Consider the following 15,903-nt stretch of genomic DNA (forward strand, 5'->3'; position numbering starts at 1 on the left):
TTAGCTCACCGTTGGCCCGAGGGTCAAGGAAACGGCCGTTAATTCCTTTGGACCCAGCACTGGCCGCCGGCGGACTGCAAGCTGCTGCACAACTGGTGGGCTTCCTCGGAAGAGCCGAAGGGGCCGACCATGGCGCGGTAGCGCACACCCTTCTCGCCCGCGTCGGCCCGCTTGATCACCGCCTCGTGCGCTCCCAGCACCGCCGGGTACTTGCCCTGCAACGCCTTGTAGGAAGCCTGGGCGGCGGCCTCGTTCAGCTGCGAGGAAACTGAAACCATGTATCCGCCGCCGGACGCAGCGGCGCTCGGTTCGGTCTGTGCCGGATTGGTGGCAGCGACCCGGGTCCGCGGTTCCGCAGGTGGCGTCGGCTGACTGGCCTGCGGCGCCAGGGAAAGCGGGGCGTTGGCGCTGGCATTGGCTGCCGCCGGCGGGCTTCGCGTGGCTGGAGCTGCCGTTGTTCGCGCCGCCGGCGCGGGTTTTGCGGCCGGAGCCGGCGCCGGTGCCGCAGCAACTGGCATCGCCGCGCTGTCGGGCTGGTCGGCATGCACGGCCACGATTTTGACATTTCGCGGCACGATGTCCGGCATCGTGCCGTTATTGGCAGTCGGAGGTGGGCCGGAAGCGACGCTCGCGACCGGCGGCAGAGTGCCGTTCGGGTTCATCGGCGCCAGCACCACGCGCGGGCCGGCCTTGGCATTGACGTCGACCGGGGCTTCTTCGCGTGGAACAATCTTCTCAGTGCCATCGCCCGCGTTCATGCGGTCCGGCACCTTGCCGGACCCGTCGGATGGCGCCGGTACGATCTTGATCGGGCTGGTATCGGCCTTGATCACCGGAGGCTCGCCGCTGCGCGGCGACCCAACATAGGTGCGGTACGCAAACGCCGCGCCGGTCCCGAGCACCGCCAGCGCCAGAACCACGACCACGGTGGCCATGCCGCCGCGGCGCTTCGGGACCTGTTCCTCGGTGGCTTCGTCGTAGTCATCCTGATAGGCGTAGGCCTCTTCATCCGCATAGGCCGGATCATGCCGGGATTGCTGGCTGCCGTCGTCGATCTGGCCGTACAGCGCGTCATCGTAGCGCGACGGGTCGGGTTCGTCGGCGTATTGCGGCTCCTCCCGATAATCCGGCTCGGGCGCGGCACGGGCGTAACGCTGCAGCGGATGCACCGCGCTCGGGTATTCCGGCGGCTCATCCTGCTCGGGGACTTCCTGCCTGCTAGCGCGCTGCATCCAGGACGGCGGACCGGCGGGAGGTGCCTCATCCGGCTCTGCCGGGCTCGGATATCGATCGCGCGGGGTCGCACCCGGCGGTATCTTGGCATTGGCACGGCCCATGGTGCCGAAGGGATCGGTCTGGCCGATCAGACGGGCGAGTTCGGCCAAAGGATCGCCCTCGCCTCTTCCCGCACCCGACTGATCGCCGGCGCCGTCATAGTCGCCATCGTCGGGAAAGGGTCTATCCTGATATCGATCCGCCATCGTGATGATGCGTGCCCCTTCGGGAAAGCCGCCAACCCCCTATGACTGACGAACCGGCCCGTGCCAGATGCTCTGAACTATCGCATCTCGTCGGGTGCCTGAACACCCAGAACGCCCAAGCCCGACGCCAGAACCGAAACGACGCCCTGAACCAAAGCCAGCCGCGCCTTTGTGATCTCTGCATCATTATTGATAATGAAGCGTAAATAGGGCAAATCGCGCCCCCTCGTCCACAGCGCGTGAAATTCGCTGGCGAGATCATACAGATAAAAAGCGATTCGGTGCGGCTCATGCGCGACCGCGGCCGCCTCGATCATCCGGGGATAGAGCGCCAATCGTCGCAGCAGGTCCAATTCCGAGGGGTCGGTCAAACGCTCCACCGCCGCCTCCCCGAGGAAGGCCGCCCGCGCACGGGCCTCCTCCGGCAGCTCCGTGACCACCTCCCGGGCATTGCGGAACACCGAATGGCCGCGGGCATGTCCGTACTGGACATAGAACACCGGGTTTTCCCGAGACTGCTCGATCACCTTGGCGAGATCGAAATCCAGCACCGCGTCGTTCTTCCGGTAGAGCATCATGAAGCGGACGGCATCCCTGCCGACCTCGTCGACCACCTCGCGCAGGGTGACGAAATCGCCGGAGCGTTTCGACATTTTCACCGGCTCGCCGCCCCGCAACAGCCGCACGAGCTGCACGATCTTCACGTCCAGGATGGCGCTGCCCGAGGTCACCGCCTTGATGGCGGCCCGCATGCGCTTGATATAGCCGCCATGGTCGGCCCCCCAGACGTCGACCAGGTTATGAAAGCCGCGGTCGAACTTGTCCTTGTGATAGGCGATGTCGGACGCGAAATAGGTATAGCTGCCGTCGGATTTCAGCAGCGGGCGGTCGACGTCGTCGCCATAGGCGGTGGCCCGGAACAGCGTCTGCTCGCGGTCTTCGTAATCCTCATCCTCGACCAGCTCGCCCTTCGGCGGCGGCAGCCGGCCCTGATAGACGTCGCCCTTGGCGCGGAGGAAATCGATCGTTTCGGCGACGCGATTGTTGCCGCTTTCGATCAGCGATCGCTCCGAGAAGAAAACGTCGTGCTCGATATTGAGCGCGGCCAGATCGTCCTTGATCATGTCCATCATCATCGCGATGGCCTTGCCGCGCACCGGCGGCAGCCACGCCGTTTCCGGCATCGACTTGAGCCTGTCGCCGTATTCGGCTGCCAGCGCCTGCCCTACCGGCTTCAGGTAATCGCCGGGATAGAGCCCTTCGGGGATTTCGCCGATATCCTCGCCGAGCGCCTCGCGGTAGCGCAGGAAGGCCGAGCGCGCGAGCACGTCGACCTGCGCGCCGGCGTCGTTGATGTAATATTCGCGCGTCACGTCGTAGCCTGCGAATTTCAGCAGGCTTGCCAGCGCGTCCCCGAACACCGCGCCGCGGCAGTGACCGACATGCATCGGCCCCGTCGGGTTGGCCGAGACATATTCGACATTGACCTTCTCGACCGCGCCGACAGCGCTTTTCCCGTAGGCGTCGCCCTCGCGCAGCACCGTGCGCAACGCGTCCGACCAGACCTTCGGCTTCAGGGTCAGGTTGATGAAGCCGGGACCGGCGACATCGACGGCGGCGATCAGACCGTCGGCGCGCAATTTCGCCGCGATCGCCTCGGCGAGATCGCGCGGTTTTGTCTTGGCCTCCTTGGCGAGCACCATCGCGGCGTTGGTCGCCATGTCGCCATGGGCGGCATCGCGCGGCGGCTCGACCACCACGCGCGACAGATCGATGCCGGCGGGCCATCCGCCTTCCGCTGCCAGCACGCCGCAAACCGCATGCACGCGCGCCAGCACCTCGGCGAACAGATGCGGATGGGAAGCTTGATTGGCCATGGGCTGATGTGACCTGGGGGATCGCGCCGCGCCTCGCGGCTTCAGGCCGCCGCCTAACGCAAATCCGGGGTCGAGTCAAAAAGCCTTTGATGCTCGGTGATGGCAAAACGGTCGGTCATTCCGGCGATGAAATTGCCGATCCGCCGCGCCCGCTCGCCCTCGGTATCCGTGCCTTCGGGCGGCAGCCATTCGGCCGGCAGATCGGAAGGCGCGTTCTGATAACGCGCGAACAGGTCGAACAGGATCTGTTCGGCCTCGCCCATCACCCGCATCACCCGCTCATGCCGGTACATCCGCTGCTTCAGGAACGATTTGATCTCGGCCTCCTGCTGCGAGACGCCGGCAGGGAACGCAATCAGCACGTCGCCATGGTTGCGGACTGCATCGACCGATTTGGGCTTGGCGGCTTCCAGCCGCCGGAGCGACTCCGCAAACACCGCGCCGATCAGATAGGAAATCAGTTCGCGCACCAGTTCCGCCCCACGCCTGATGTCGTCGAGCGCGGGATAAGCCTCGTCGATTTCGGCGATCATCGCCGCGGTCAGCGGCATGATGCTGAGGTCGTCGACGGTGAACAAACCGGCGCGCAGGCCATCGTCGATGTCGTGGGCATCATAGGCGATGTCGTCGGCGATCGCGGCGACCTGGGCCTCCAGCGAGGCAAAGCTCGACAATTCGAGGTCATATTTGCCGTCATAATCGGAAATTCCGACCGGAATCCCCCGGTCGCGGTAGCGTTCGATCGGTGACCCCTGATGTGACCGGAGAGGACCGTTGTGCTTGACGATGCCCTCCAGCGATTCCCAGGTGAGATTGAGCCCGTCGAATTCGGGATAACGATGCTCCAGCGAGGTGACGACGCGGAGTGTCTGGGCGTTGTGATCGAAGCCGCCATGGACCTTTAGGCAGGCATCCAGCGCCCGCTCGCCGGCATGGCCGAACGGCGGATGGCCGAGATCATGCGCCAGCGCCAGCGTTTCCGTCAGATCCTCGTCGAGCCCGAGTTGCCGCGCCAGCGCACGGGCGATCTGCGCCACCTCCAGCGAATGGGTCAGCCGGGTGCGGTAATGATCGCCCTCGTGGAACACGAAAACCTGGGTTTTGTGCTTGAGGCGACGGAAGGCAGTGGAGTGGATCACCCGGTCGCAATCGCGCCGGAACGGGCTGCGGGTCCGGCTCGGCGGCTCCGCGAACAGCCGCCCGCGGCTGCGGTCGGGATCGCAGGCATAGATCGAACGGGGAGCAGCCATTCCGACCGACACGGTGTATTGATCCTTATCCAATTGATTCCGCAGGCTTGTGCACTTAACTATGCTGGCTGCGGGATACCAAATGAATTGGCTATGACGCCCACCGGAGACCAGTCATGACTGCTGCCATCACCGTCAGCGAACGTGCCGCCCGCCGCATCGGGCAAATCCTCAGCAAAGAGGGCGAAGGCGCGAAACTGCGCATCTCGGTCGAGGGTGGCGGCTGCTCGGGGTTTCAGTACAAGTTCGATGTCGAGCATGCGCAAGCCGAGGACGATCTGGTGATCGAGCGCGACAGCGCGGTCGTGCTGGTGGACCCTGCCTCGGTGCCGTTTTTGGCCGGCTCGGAAGTCGATTTCGTCGACGATTTGATCGGCGCCTCGTTCCGCGTCGTCAATCCGAATGCCACCGCATCGTGCGGCTGCGGCACCAGCTTTTCGATCTGAGCCCAACTCGTGCGTATCGCAACCTGGAACGTCAATTCGGTCCGGCAACGGCTCGAGCCATTGCTGGCGTGGCTGAAGGACTGCGCGCCCGACCTCGTCTGCCTGCAGGAGATCAAATGCGTCGACGAGGCGTTCCCGCGGCTGGAGATCGAATCGCTCGGCTATAACGTCGTCACCCACGGCCAGAAGACTTTTAACGGCGTCGCGCTGCTCTCGAAGCTGCCGTTCGAGGAGACCAAGTTGGGCCTTGCCGGGGACGACGAAGACGCCCACGCCCGTTTCATCGAAGGCGTGGTGCCCCTGAAGAGCGGAGTGCTTCGGCTCGCCTGCCTTTATCTGCCCAACGGAAATCCCGTCGGGACCGACAAATATCCCTACAAACTCAGATGGATGTCGCGACTTCTTGAGTATTCGAAGCAGCGGCTTAAGACGGAAGAACCGCTGATTCTCGCCGGCGATTTCAACGTCATTCCGACGCCGCGAGATGTCCATAATCCCGCGGCCTGGATCAACGACGCGCTGTTCCGTCCCGAGACCCGCGAGAGCTTCCAATCCCTGCTTGGCCTCGGTCTCACCGACGCGTTGCGCGCCGTCACCGACGCGTCAGGCCAATATACCTTCTGGGATTATCAGGCCGGTGCCTGGCAAAAGAACCATGGCCTTCGCATCGATCATCTGTTGCTGTCGCCGCAGGCCAGCGACCGCCTGATCGATGTCGGCATCGACAGCTATGTGCGCGCCTGGGAGAAGCCGTCGGACCACGTTCCGGTCTGGGCCGATCTCGATCTCGAGGCGGCTTGACACGCAAGGCTTGCGTGGGCGTTGGTCAGTCCCTGCGGCCCTGCACCCAGTGCTCGAGCATCTGCAGGGCCATGGCGCGGTCGTCGTCGGACGCCCTCGCGATCGCCTTGTTGTAGCTGTCCTTGATCCAGGTCTCGTCGGATGCGGCACTGTCGCGCGCCAAGGTCAGCCACATCAGGCCGCGGGCCGCCTGGCGCGGCAGCTGGTCGCCGTTGAACAGCATCTGTCCGAGCAAGGCCTGCGCCTGATGCTGGCCCTTCTGGGCGGCAAGCGCGAGCCAGCGCGCGCCATAGCGGAGATCGTCGGGAGAACCCGAACCCCTCAGATACAGCCGCGCCAGGTCATATTGCGCGTCGGCATTGCCGAAATAGGACGCAGCGTAAGAGAACATCTCGCGCGCCCGCTCCGGATCGGACTTGATCTTGGAGTTGGGAATACCGCTCAGATAATACCGCCCCAACGCGACAAAGGCGTTGGCGACGATCGCCGCCTGCGGCGCCGATGGGCTGTCCTCGGCATGCGCGTTGGCGATGCGGTTGAAATATTCGAAGGCGCGCAAATCGTCCTGGGCGACACCGTTGCCGTCGGCGTACATCCGCCCGAGCTTCCATTGCGCGATCGGGTGGCCGCCTTCGGCGGCATATTGCAGCGAGGTCAGCGAGGAGTCGGGCGCGGACGGTGGGATCGCCTTCTTCAGGGCAGCCGCAGCCCCGGGCTGGCCCGAAACGACGGGAATCGCCGAATCCTGATTGACCGGCGCACCGTCGAACGCGAACACCGGGCCCGCCACCGGCGTGGCCCCTAAAATCAACGCAAAAATGATACGCTCAGATATCCGCATAACACTGTTTCTCGTGCGCCCCGCCCGGATGGGTTACGGCGCCATCTACCGCCGGCCCGACCTGCTGGGCGTATTTCCACAGCACCCCTGATGTATGATTGGTCTGCCGCGGCTTCCATTTGGTCTTGCGTTCGGCCAGTTCGGCGTCGGTCAACTTTACGTTAAGAGTCCCGGCCACGGCGTCGATTTCGATGATGTCACCGTCGCGCAACAGTGCGATCGGCCCGCCCACGGCCGCTTCCGGCCCGACATGGCCGATGCAGAACCCGCGGGTGGCACCGGAGAACCGGCCATCGGTGATCAGCGCGATCTTGCCGCCCATGCCCTGCCCGGTCAGCGCCGCAGTGGTCGACAGCATTTCGCGCATGCCGGGACCGCCGCGCGGCCCCTCATAGCGGATCACGATGACCTCGCCCTCTTTGTAGGTCTTTTTCCGGACCGACTCGAAGGCGTCCTCTTCGCGATCGAAGCAACGGGCAGGCCCTGAGAATTTCAAGTTCGACATGCCCGCAACCTTCACGATCGCGCCTTCAGGCGCGAGATTGCCCTCCAGGCCGACCACACCGCCAGTGACGGTGATCGGCTTGTCGGCCGGCCGCACCACATCCTGGTGCGGATTCCATTTTACGCTCTTGAGGTTTTCGGCGATCGTGCGGCCCGTGACTGTCAGGCAGTCGCCGTGCAAATGGCCGTTATCGAGCAGCGTCTTCATCAGAAGCGGTATGCCGCCAGCTTCGAACATGTCTTTGGCAACATAACGGCCGCCGGGCTTCAAATCGGCGACATACGGTGTCTTTTTGAAGATTTCTGCTACGTCGAACAGATCAAACTTGATTCCGCATTCGTGCGCGATCGCCGGCAGGTGCAGCGCAGCATTGGTCGACCCGCCGGAAGCGGCTACCACCGCCGCAGCGTTCTCCAGTGCGCGGCGGGTGACGATGTCGCGTGGGCGGATGTTGGAGGCGATCAGCTCCATAATCTTCTCGCCCGCGGTCATGCAGAAAGCGTCGCGGATTTCGTAAGGCGCAGGCGCGCCGGCCGAATAGGGCAGCGCCAGCCCGATGGCCTCCGATACCGTCGCCATGGTGTTGGCGGTGAATTGTGCGCCGCACGCGCCGGCCGAAGGACACGCCACGCGCTCGATCTCATCGAGATCGGCATCCGACATCTCGCCGACCGAATGCTTACCGACCGCCTCGAACATGTCCTGCACCGTGACCTGCTGGCCGCGAAAATTACCGGGCAGGATCGAGCCGCCATAGATGAAGATCGAGGGCACGTTGAGCCGCACCATCGCCATCATCATGCCCGGCAGCGACTTGTCGCACCCGGCGATGCCAACCAGGGCGTCATAGGCATGGCCGCGGATGGTCAGTTCGACGGAATCGGCGATGCATTCGCGCGACGGCAGCGACGAGAGCATGCCCTCATGGCCCATGGCGATACCGTCGGTCACGGTGATGGTGCAGAATTCGCGGGGGGTGCCGCCTGCCGAGGCGACGCCCTTCTTGACCGCCTGCGCCTGACGCATCAGCGAAATGTTGCAGGGCGCGGCCTCGTTCCAGCAGGACGCCACGCCGACGAAGGGCTGGTGGATCTGATCGGTGGTCAGCCCCATGGCATAGAGATACGAGCGGTGGGGCGCCCGCTCCGGGCCCTCCGTCACATGCCGGCTTGGAAGCCGCTTCTTGATGCTGGTCTTGGCGTCCATCGCGAACCTGTTTCCCCAGCCATCCCTTGTTGGACCCGGAAAAGCAGATCTTTGCAAAAGACCGATTTTCCTTCGCCTTCGCGAGCGCCGTGGCCAAAAGCCTACGAAGGATGATTTCATGGAGGGGTGTGGCTAAAAAGCGGCGCGCGCAAGCACTTGCTGAGACGAGGGTTAAATCTTCGCCGAGTGTTGCGGTCAGGCAACAATCGTGGCCCGACGGCAACCATCTTGTATCCAAAGGTTGTCATGATGGTGCGGCGCCGCAGGGCCTTACCAAAAAATCGCGAAAACAACCCCATGCAAAGTAGCCTGCACCCCGGCTCCCAGCACTCTTGCTGCACTGCATACGGGGCAGCAGAAGAAAAAGGCCTGAACCTATCTCATCCCCTGACGCGCGCCCGATGCGACCGGCAGCCTGTCGATGGCGCGGATGCCCGGCCGTTTGCGCCACGTGATCTCCGACTCATCGACCGCGAGCATCAGCTTCGGCCAGCGCTGGAACAGCGACTTCAGCGCGCATTTGCCTTCGATCCGCGCCAGTTGATGGCCGAGGCAGAAATGGATCCCGGTGCCGAAGGCGATGTGCCGGTTCGGCTTGCGCTGCAGCTCCAGCCGCTCGGGATCAGGATTGGCCTGCGGGTCCATGTCGGCGGCGGCCAGCATCACCATGACCTTCTCGCCCTTTTTCAATTGGACACCGCCGAGTTCGACATCCCGGCGGATGTAGCGTGGCTTGGTGAACTGAACCGGCGTGAGGAACCGCAGAAATTCCTCCACCGCCAGGTCGACGCGGCTCCAGTCCTGTTCGAGCCAGTCGCGCAAGCCCGGATTCTTCAGAAGCTCGAATACCGATCCGCTGATCAGGTGGGTCGTGGTCTCGTGCCCGGCAAACAGCAACAGGAACACCATCGACACGATTTCGTCCGGGCTGATCTGCCCGCCGTCTTTCTCGATGCGAACGATTTCGGCGATCAGCCCGTCACCACCCTGAAGGCGCACCGTCTCGAGATGCCGTGCGATATAGCGCTTCATGGCGACCACGTTCGGGATCGCGACGAAAATTCCCAATGGGCCGGTCAGACGGGTGAAACCGCCGGCCCAGGCAATGAATTTCGGCCGATCGGCAAGCGGCAATCCGAGCAGTTCGCAAATCACCCATAGCGGCAGCTCGCGCGCATAGCGGCCGACCAGATCGGCCGGACTTCCCTGAGCGAACAGTTTGCCGGCGAGGTCGTCGGCAATGGCCCGAATACGTGGTTCCATCTCGAGCACCGCGCGGCGGCGAAATGCTTCATCGACGATGTCGCGCAAGCGCCGGTGATCCGGATCGTCCATCGACAGCATGTGGTTGGCGAGCGTGCGCACGATGCCCGGCATCCACCATTTCAATCCGGCGACCGACCCTTTCTCGTTGCGAATGGCGAAGGTCTCGGTGTCCTTCAATATCCGATCGGCGAGCGCCTGGGTCGTCGGCGTCCAGACCACGCCTACCAGCGGGAAACGCACCTGCACGACCGGACCGGCGGCACGAAGCCGGCTCATCGCGGCGGCGGGATTGCGATAGTAGTCCGGGCTGGCGAAGTCCGCTTCAAGCGTCATCGACGTTTCCTGCACCGCAAGCTGGGCATCACTGCGGCGAAAACGGCGATGCGAAGCGAGGCTTCACCTGACGATAAAAACCAGCTTGCCGCGAAAATGGCGGGATTGGCTTAGCTCGTGCGCGGCCGCGGCTTCGCTGAGCCGGTAGCGTGTCACCTCCGGCGGACGGACGGCACCTGACGCAACCAGCGCCACGATGCGCTCGAGATGCGGCCGGTCCCGTCCGACGCTTGGCCGCAGCGCTGTGACGTCGCTGCGCTCCGGCTTCGGCGCCTGCGCGCCGGAGCCAATAAAAGCCGCCCGGCCGCCCGGTTTGAGCACCGTGAAGGATCGCTGCGCGACGTCGCCGCCGACGGTATCGAAGACGGCGTCGCAGTCTTGCACGACCTTGGTAAAATCCACCGCATTGTAGTCGATGATCTCATCGGCACCGATCTTGCGGAGGTAATCATGGTTCGCGGCACTTGCGGTCGTGATCACGCGAGCCCCCAGATGTTTTGCCAGCTGTATGGCAAAGCTCGCGACACCGCCCGCGCCGCCCTGGATCAGGATCGTCTCGCCCGCCTTCAGTTTCAATGTGTCTTCGATCGCGCAAATCGCCGTCAACCCGGCAAGCGCCAGCGCAGCCGCATCGACATGCGACAGGCAATCGGTCTTCTTCGCCACGATCGCCGCCTTGATCGCAATCTTCTCGGCATAGGCGCCCTCCTGGCCGACGTCGCAAACGGCGAAGACCTCATCGCCGATACGCAGGTCGCTGACACCCTCCCCGAGAGCCGAAACGACACCGGAAAAATCCCGCCCGAGAATGTAGGGAAATTTCGAAAGCTGGCCCGATTTACCCTCGCGGACCTTCCAGTCCGCGCCATTGACGCTTGCCGCGACGATATCGACCACGACCTCGCCGGGCGCGGCCACGGGATCCGGCATGTCGCCGTATTTCAGAACTTCCGGCCCGCCATGTCGTTCGATGAAAGCAGCTTTCATGGGTGTTCCTCTCGTTGGCGGACCAGGATCACATTTTTGATTGACGCATTCAAATCGGAGTCCACGCGCTATTCCACCTTGACGTTGGCGGCCTTGAGCATCGGCCACCATTTTGCGATCTCGGATTTCTGGAAGGCGCCGAGCGCTTCCGGGGTGAGTTGATCCTTCGGCGGCATCACCAATCCGAGGTTTTCGAACTTCGCGCGCACGGCCGGATCGTTCATGGCTTCCACCGCCGCGGCGTTGAGTTTCGCGACAATTTCCTTCGGCGTGCCCTTCGGCACCCAGAAGCCGGACCACAGCTGCATGTGAAATCCCGGCAAGCCGGCCTCATCGACGGTCGGAATGTCGGCGGCCGTCTCAAGCCGCTTTTCGTCGGTGACCGCATAGGCGCGGATGGTGCCGGCGCGTATCTGGTTGATGGAATTGGAGGTCTGATCGATCATGACCTGGATCTGGCCGGCGACGAGATCGGTCATCGCCGGAGCAGTGCCGCGATACGGCACGAATTGCAATTTGATGCCGGTGACGCTCTCGAAATAGAGCCCGGCGACATGGCTGGCCGACCCGGCGCCGGCGGTCCCCGCGGTCGGCGCCGTCGGCTTCGCCTTCATCCAGGCCAGCAATTCGCCCAGCGATTTGGCCGGAACCGCATTGGTGCTGACGAAGACCATCGGATTGCTCGGCAGCAGCACCACCGGCTCGAAATCGGCCACGAGGTCGTAGCCGAGCTTGTAGATCGCGCCATTGGCGACGTGGGTGCCGAGATGGCCGATGCTGACGGTGTAGCCGTCGGGCGCCGCGCGCGCCACGCGTCCGACGCCGATGGAGCCGCCCGCGCCGGTGACATTTTCGATCAGCAGGCTCTGGCCGAGCGTGGTCTTCATCCGGTCGGCCATGATCCGCGCCATCGAGTCGGTCGGCCCGCCGGCGGAAAACGGCACTACCAGCGTGATCGGATGCGACGGGTAGTCGTCCGCACGCGCGTTGCCGCCCAACGCCAACAGCGCCAGCAGCGCGGCCAAAACCGTCTTCTGCATATTACCTTCCCCTCACCGCGGCACGCTTCCCGGCCACCGAACTAAAGCTTCGCGTAGTCGATCGGCTTGTGGCGGTCGAGCGTGCGGTCGACCTTCGGCAGCGGATATTTCAGGCCGGTCGCGCAATTGAACAGCATGACGCGATCGTTCTTGGTGACGCGGCCATCGGCCAGGCTCTGCTGATAGGCGGCATAGGTCGCAGCCCCCTCCGGACACAGCAACAGGCCCTCCTCGCGCGCGACCTCGTTCAGCGCGGCGGAAATCGCCTCATCGGTCACCGCAATGGCAAAACCCTTGCTCTCCCGCACCGCGCGCAGGATGAGAAAGTCGCCAACCGCCTGCGGCACGCGGATGCCGGAGGCGATGGTATGGGCATCCTCCCAGCGCGGCGCGTGCTCGGTGCCGTTCTCGAAGGCGCGCACCATCGGCGCGCAGCCCGAGGCCTGCACCGCCACCATCCGCGGCCGCTTGGCGCCGATGAAGCCGATCGCCTCGAGTTCTGAAAACGCCTTCCACATGCCGATCAGGCCGGTGCCGCCGCCGGTCGGATAGAAGATCACGTCGGGCACGTCCCAGCCGAGCTGTTCGGCGAGCTCGAGCCCCATCGTCTTCTTGCCTTCGATCCGGTACGGCTCCTTCAGCGTGGAGGTGTCGAACCAGCCGGCTTTTGCCTTGCCTTCGCCGACGATCTTGCCGCAGTCGTCGATCAGTCCGTTGACGCGATAGACGGTGGCGCCCTGCAGCTCGATCTCGCTGACATTCACTTCCGGCGTATCGGCGGGGCAGAAGATCGTGGTCCTGATGCCGCAGCTCGTCGCATAGGCCGCCAGCGCCGCGCCGGCGTTGCCGTTGGTCGGCATCGCCATGTGCTTGATGCCGAGCGCCTTGCCCATCGACACCGCCATGACAAGGCCGCGCGCCTTGAACGAGCCGGTGGGAAGACGGCCTTCATCCTTGACGATGATTTCGCCGCCGCCGAGTTTTTTCGCAAGTTTCGGCAGCCGGATCAGCGGCGTGGTGACCTCGCCGAGGCTGACGATGTCGGTGACCTTGCGCACCGGCAGCATCTCGCGGTAGCGCCACAGATCGGCCGGCCGCTGCTTGAGCGCCTCCTTGGTCAGAGCCCTCTTCACGCCGGCGAGATCGTAGCGCACCAGCAGCGGTTTGCCGGCCTTGGAGAGATTGTGGATCTGATCGGCGGGGTAGTGATCGCCTTCCAGGGCGCATTCGAGATGGGTCACGAACGTGGGGCGTTCGATCGTCAGATTGTCATTGTCTTTCACGGTTGTTCTTTCTCTCTGCCTCGTCATTGCCGGGCTTGACCCGGCAATCCATCTCCTGAAGATTTTTGTGAAGCGCGATGGATGCGCGGGTCAAGCCCGCGCATGACGAGCTAAACTACATATTCAACGCTTGACCATAAGCATCCAGGACGGCTTCTTTCATCGTTTCCGAAATGGTGGGATGCGGGAAGATCGTGTGCATCAATTCTTCCTCGGTGGTTTCGAGATTCATCGCTACCACAAAGCCCTGGATCAATTCGGTCACTTCAGCGCCGACCATGTGCGCGCCGAGCAACTGGCCGGTCTTCTTGTCGAACACCACCTTGACCAGACCCTGATCTTCGCCCTGCGCGATCGCCTTGCCGTTGCCGACAAACGGAAAACGTCCGACCCGGATCTCGCGCCCGGCTTCCTTCGCTTTTGCCTCGGTCAGACCGACGGAAGCGACCTGCGGATGGCAATAGGTACAGCCCGGAATCAGCAGCTTGTCCATCGGGTGCGGATGCATGCCCTTGATGGCTTCGACGCAGATCACCCCTTCATGCTCGGCCTTGTGCGCCAGCATCGGCGGTCCGGCGACGTCGCCGATGGCGTAGATGCCGGGCACATTGGTCTTGCAGAACGGATCGATCACAATGCAGCCACGCTCGGTCTTGACACCCAGCTTCTCCAGCCCAAAACCTTCGATATTGCCGACCACGCCGACCGCCGAGATCACCCGGTCGACGGTGAGCGCTTGGCTGGCGCCCTTGGCGTCCTCGATGGTCGCGGTGACGCTGTCGGCCTTCTTGTCGAGTTTTGTTACCTTGGCGCCGGTGATGATCTTGATACCCTGCTTCTCGAACTGTTTCCGCGCGAAGGCGGCGATCTCGGTATCCTCGACGGGCAGGATCTGCGGCAAAACCTCGACCACCGTCACCTCTGCGCCCATGGTGCGGTAGAACGAGGCGAATTCAATGCCAATCGCGCCTGACCCTACGACCAGAAGCGATTTCGGCATCTTGTCCGGCACCATCGCCTCGAAATAGGTCCAGACCAGCTTCTTGTCCGGCTCCAATCCGGGCAGCGCCCGCGGACGCGCACCTGACGCGACAATAATATGCTTGGCCTGATAGGCGCCCTCGCCCAGCGCTCCTTTCGGCGCTGCGGCCTCCGACTTCTTGACAGTGAATTTTCCGGGTGCATCGAGCGTCGCCTCGCCCCAGATGATGCTAATCTTGTTCTTCTTCATCAGGAATTCGACGCCGCCATTGAGGCGTTTGACGACCCCGCGCGAACGTTCGACCACGGCTTTCGGATCGAACGCGACGTTGTCCGCCGACAGCCCGTAATCCTTGGCGTGCTGCATGTAGTGATAGATTTCCGCCGAGCGCAGCAGCGCCTTGGTCGGAATGCAGCCCCAGTTGTTGCAGATGCCGCCGAGATAGGCCTTTTCCACGATCGCGGTCTTGAAACCAAGCTGCGCGGCGCGGATCGCGGTGACATAGCCGCCGGGACCGGAGCCGATGACGACGACGTCGAAGGATGTATCGGCCATGTGTTTACTCGCTCGCTCTCATCGTGTGCTCGTCATTGCGAGGAGCACTCTTGTCGGCCGAAGCCCGCCTTCGGGCGAAGGCGGATGCGACGAAGCAATCCAGCTTGCCCGCGTCGAAATGGATTGCTTCGCTTTGCTCGCAATGACGGCGTGAGTCACCTCTGCCTCACACCACCATCAGGACCGGATTTTCGATCAGCCGCTTGAACGCGCCGATCAATTCGGCGCCGAGCGCGCCATCGACCGCGCGGTGATCGCAGGTCATGGTCACACTCATGATTTCCGCGACCTCGATCTTGCCGTTTTTCACGATCGGGCGCTGCTCGCCGGCGCCGACCGCCAAAATGGTGGCGTGCGGCGGGTTGATCACGGCGGTGAAATCCTTGATGCCGTACATGCCGAGATTGGACACCGCCGTGGTGCCGCCCTGATATTCCTCGGGCTTCAACTTGCGGGCCCGGGCGCGGGCGGCAAAATCCTTCATCTCGGCCGAGATCACCGAGACCGGTTTTGTCTCCGCCTTGCGGATGATCGGGGTGATCAGGCCGCCCGGCATCGCCACGGCGACGCCGACGTCGGAATGCTTGTGCTTGAGCATGCCGCCTTCGGTCCAGCTCACATTGGCGTTGGGGATGCGCTGCAGCGCCAGCGCCAGCGCCTTGATGACGAAATCGTTGACCGAGAGCTTGTAGGCCGGCTTGCCGTCCTTGTCCTTGGGCGCCGCGGCGTTGATCTCCTCGCGGGCCTCGACCAGCTTGCCGATGTTGCAGTCCATCGTCAGATAGAAATGCGGAACGGTTTGCACCGACGCGGTCAGGCGCTGCGCAATGGTGCGACGCATGCCGTCATGCGGGATCACCTCGTAGCTACCTTCTTCGAACAGCGCACGAACCTGCTTGTCCGACATCGAAGGCGCAATGCTGGGCGCGCCGCCGGGAGCGGCTGCGGGCGCCTTCCGTCCCTTGCCGGATTTGGCTTCCTCGACATCGCGCGCGATCACGCGGCCGTGCGGACCGGAACCGTTGATGCGCGCAAGCTCAATGCCGGCCT

13 protein-coding genes are annotated in these 15,903 nt (G+C 63.6%); 2 read left to right on the forward strand and 11 right to left on the reverse strand.

From position 1 onward, the window contains the following. Positions 1–38: 38 nt before the first annotated feature. The 3 genes from VK804_RS22570 to VK804_RS22580 form a co-directional block, all read right to left on the reverse strand. Positions 39–1,481 (reverse strand): SPOR domain-containing protein, encoded by a 1,443-nt coding sequence (locus tag VK804_RS22570; RefSeq protein WP_325374345.1) that lies wholly within the window; start codon positions 1,479–1,481, stop codon positions 39–41. 77 nt (positions 1,482–1,558) lie between these two features. Further along, on the reverse strand, positions 1,559–3,358 hold the full coding sequence (gene argS, locus VK804_RS22575; RefSeq protein ID WP_325374346.1) for an arginine--tRNA ligase: 1,800 nt from the start codon (positions 3,356–3,358) through the stop codon (positions 1,559–1,561). A gap of 53 nt (positions 3,359–3,411) precedes the next feature. Continuing rightward, positions 3,412–4,620 (reverse strand): deoxyguanosinetriphosphate triphosphohydrolase, encoded by a 1,209-nt coding sequence (locus VK804_RS22580; RefSeq protein ID WP_325374368.1) that lies wholly within the window; start codon positions 4,618–4,620, stop codon positions 3,412–3,414. Positions 4,621–4,724: 104 nt separating this feature from the next. Here VK804_RS22580 and erpA point away from each other — a divergent pair, with 104 nt between their 5' ends. Together erpA and xth are read left to right on the forward strand one after the other, a co-directional pair. Beyond that, positions 4,725–5,054 (forward strand): iron-sulfur cluster insertion protein ErpA, encoded by a 330-nt coding sequence (gene erpA / locus VK804_RS22585; RefSeq protein ID WP_325374348.1) that lies wholly within the window; start codon positions 4,725–4,727, stop codon positions 5,052–5,054. A 9-nt stretch (positions 5,055–5,063) separates the two neighbouring features. Then, positions 5,064–5,855, forward strand: coding sequence for an exodeoxyribonuclease III (gene xth / locus VK804_RS22590; RefSeq protein WP_325374350.1), 792 nt, complete (start codon positions 5,064–5,066; stop codon positions 5,853–5,855). Positions 5,856–5,880: 25 nt separating this feature from the next. Here xth and VK804_RS22595 read toward each other — a convergent pair whose 3' ends face one another. From VK804_RS22595 to VK804_RS22630, 8 genes are all read right to left on the reverse strand, one after another. Beyond that, a complete protein-coding gene (locus VK804_RS22595) occupies positions 5,881–6,696 on the reverse strand; it encodes a tetratricopeptide repeat protein (RefSeq protein WP_325374352.1) in 816 nt (271 codons plus the stop codon). Beyond that, on the reverse strand, positions 6,683–8,407 hold the full coding sequence (gene ilvD / locus VK804_RS22600) for a dihydroxy-acid dehydratase (protein ID WP_325374353.1): 1,725 nt from the start codon (positions 8,405–8,407) through the stop codon (positions 6,683–6,685). Before ilvD ends, VK804_RS22595 begins: the two co-directional genes overlap by 14 nt. A 375-nt stretch (positions 8,408–8,782) precedes the next feature. Further along, on the reverse strand, positions 8,783–10,006 hold the full coding sequence (locus tag VK804_RS22605) for a cytochrome P450 (RefSeq protein WP_325374354.1): 1,224 nt from the start codon (positions 10,004–10,006) through the stop codon (positions 8,783–8,785). A gap of 63 nt (positions 10,007–10,069) precedes the next feature. Beyond that, positions 10,070–10,993 (reverse strand): NADP-dependent oxidoreductase, encoded by a 924-nt coding sequence (locus VK804_RS22610; RefSeq protein WP_325374356.1) that lies wholly within the window; start codon positions 10,991–10,993, stop codon positions 10,070–10,072. 68 nt (positions 10,994–11,061) lie between these two features. Beyond that, complete coding sequence (locus VK804_RS22615) at positions 11,062–12,033, reverse strand: tripartite tricarboxylate transporter substrate binding protein BugD (protein ID WP_325374358.1); 972 nt, start codon at positions 12,031–12,033, stop codon at positions 11,062–11,064. A 41-nt stretch (positions 12,034–12,074) separates the two neighbouring features. Beyond that, positions 12,075–13,316, reverse strand: coding sequence for a threonine synthase (locus VK804_RS22620; RefSeq protein ID WP_325374360.1), 1,242 nt, complete (start codon positions 13,314–13,316; stop codon positions 12,075–12,077). A gap of 115 nt (positions 13,317–13,431) precedes the next feature. Beyond that, on the reverse strand, positions 13,432–14,853 hold the full coding sequence (gene lpdA / locus VK804_RS22625; RefSeq protein ID WP_325374362.1) for a dihydrolipoyl dehydrogenase: 1,422 nt from the start codon (positions 14,851–14,853) through the stop codon (positions 13,432–13,434). 166 nt (positions 14,854–15,019) lie between these two features. After that, positions 15,020–15,903, reverse strand: an 884-nt coding sequence (locus VK804_RS22630) for a 2-oxo acid dehydrogenase subunit E2 (protein WP_325374364.1), incomplete at its 5' end; no start/stop codon positions are given.

Origin of the sequence: Bradyrhizobium sp. (genome assembly GCF_035484855.1) — a bacterium.
Classification (GTDB): domain Bacteria; phylum Pseudomonadota; class Alphaproteobacteria; order Rhizobiales; family Xanthobacteraceae; genus Bradyrhizobium.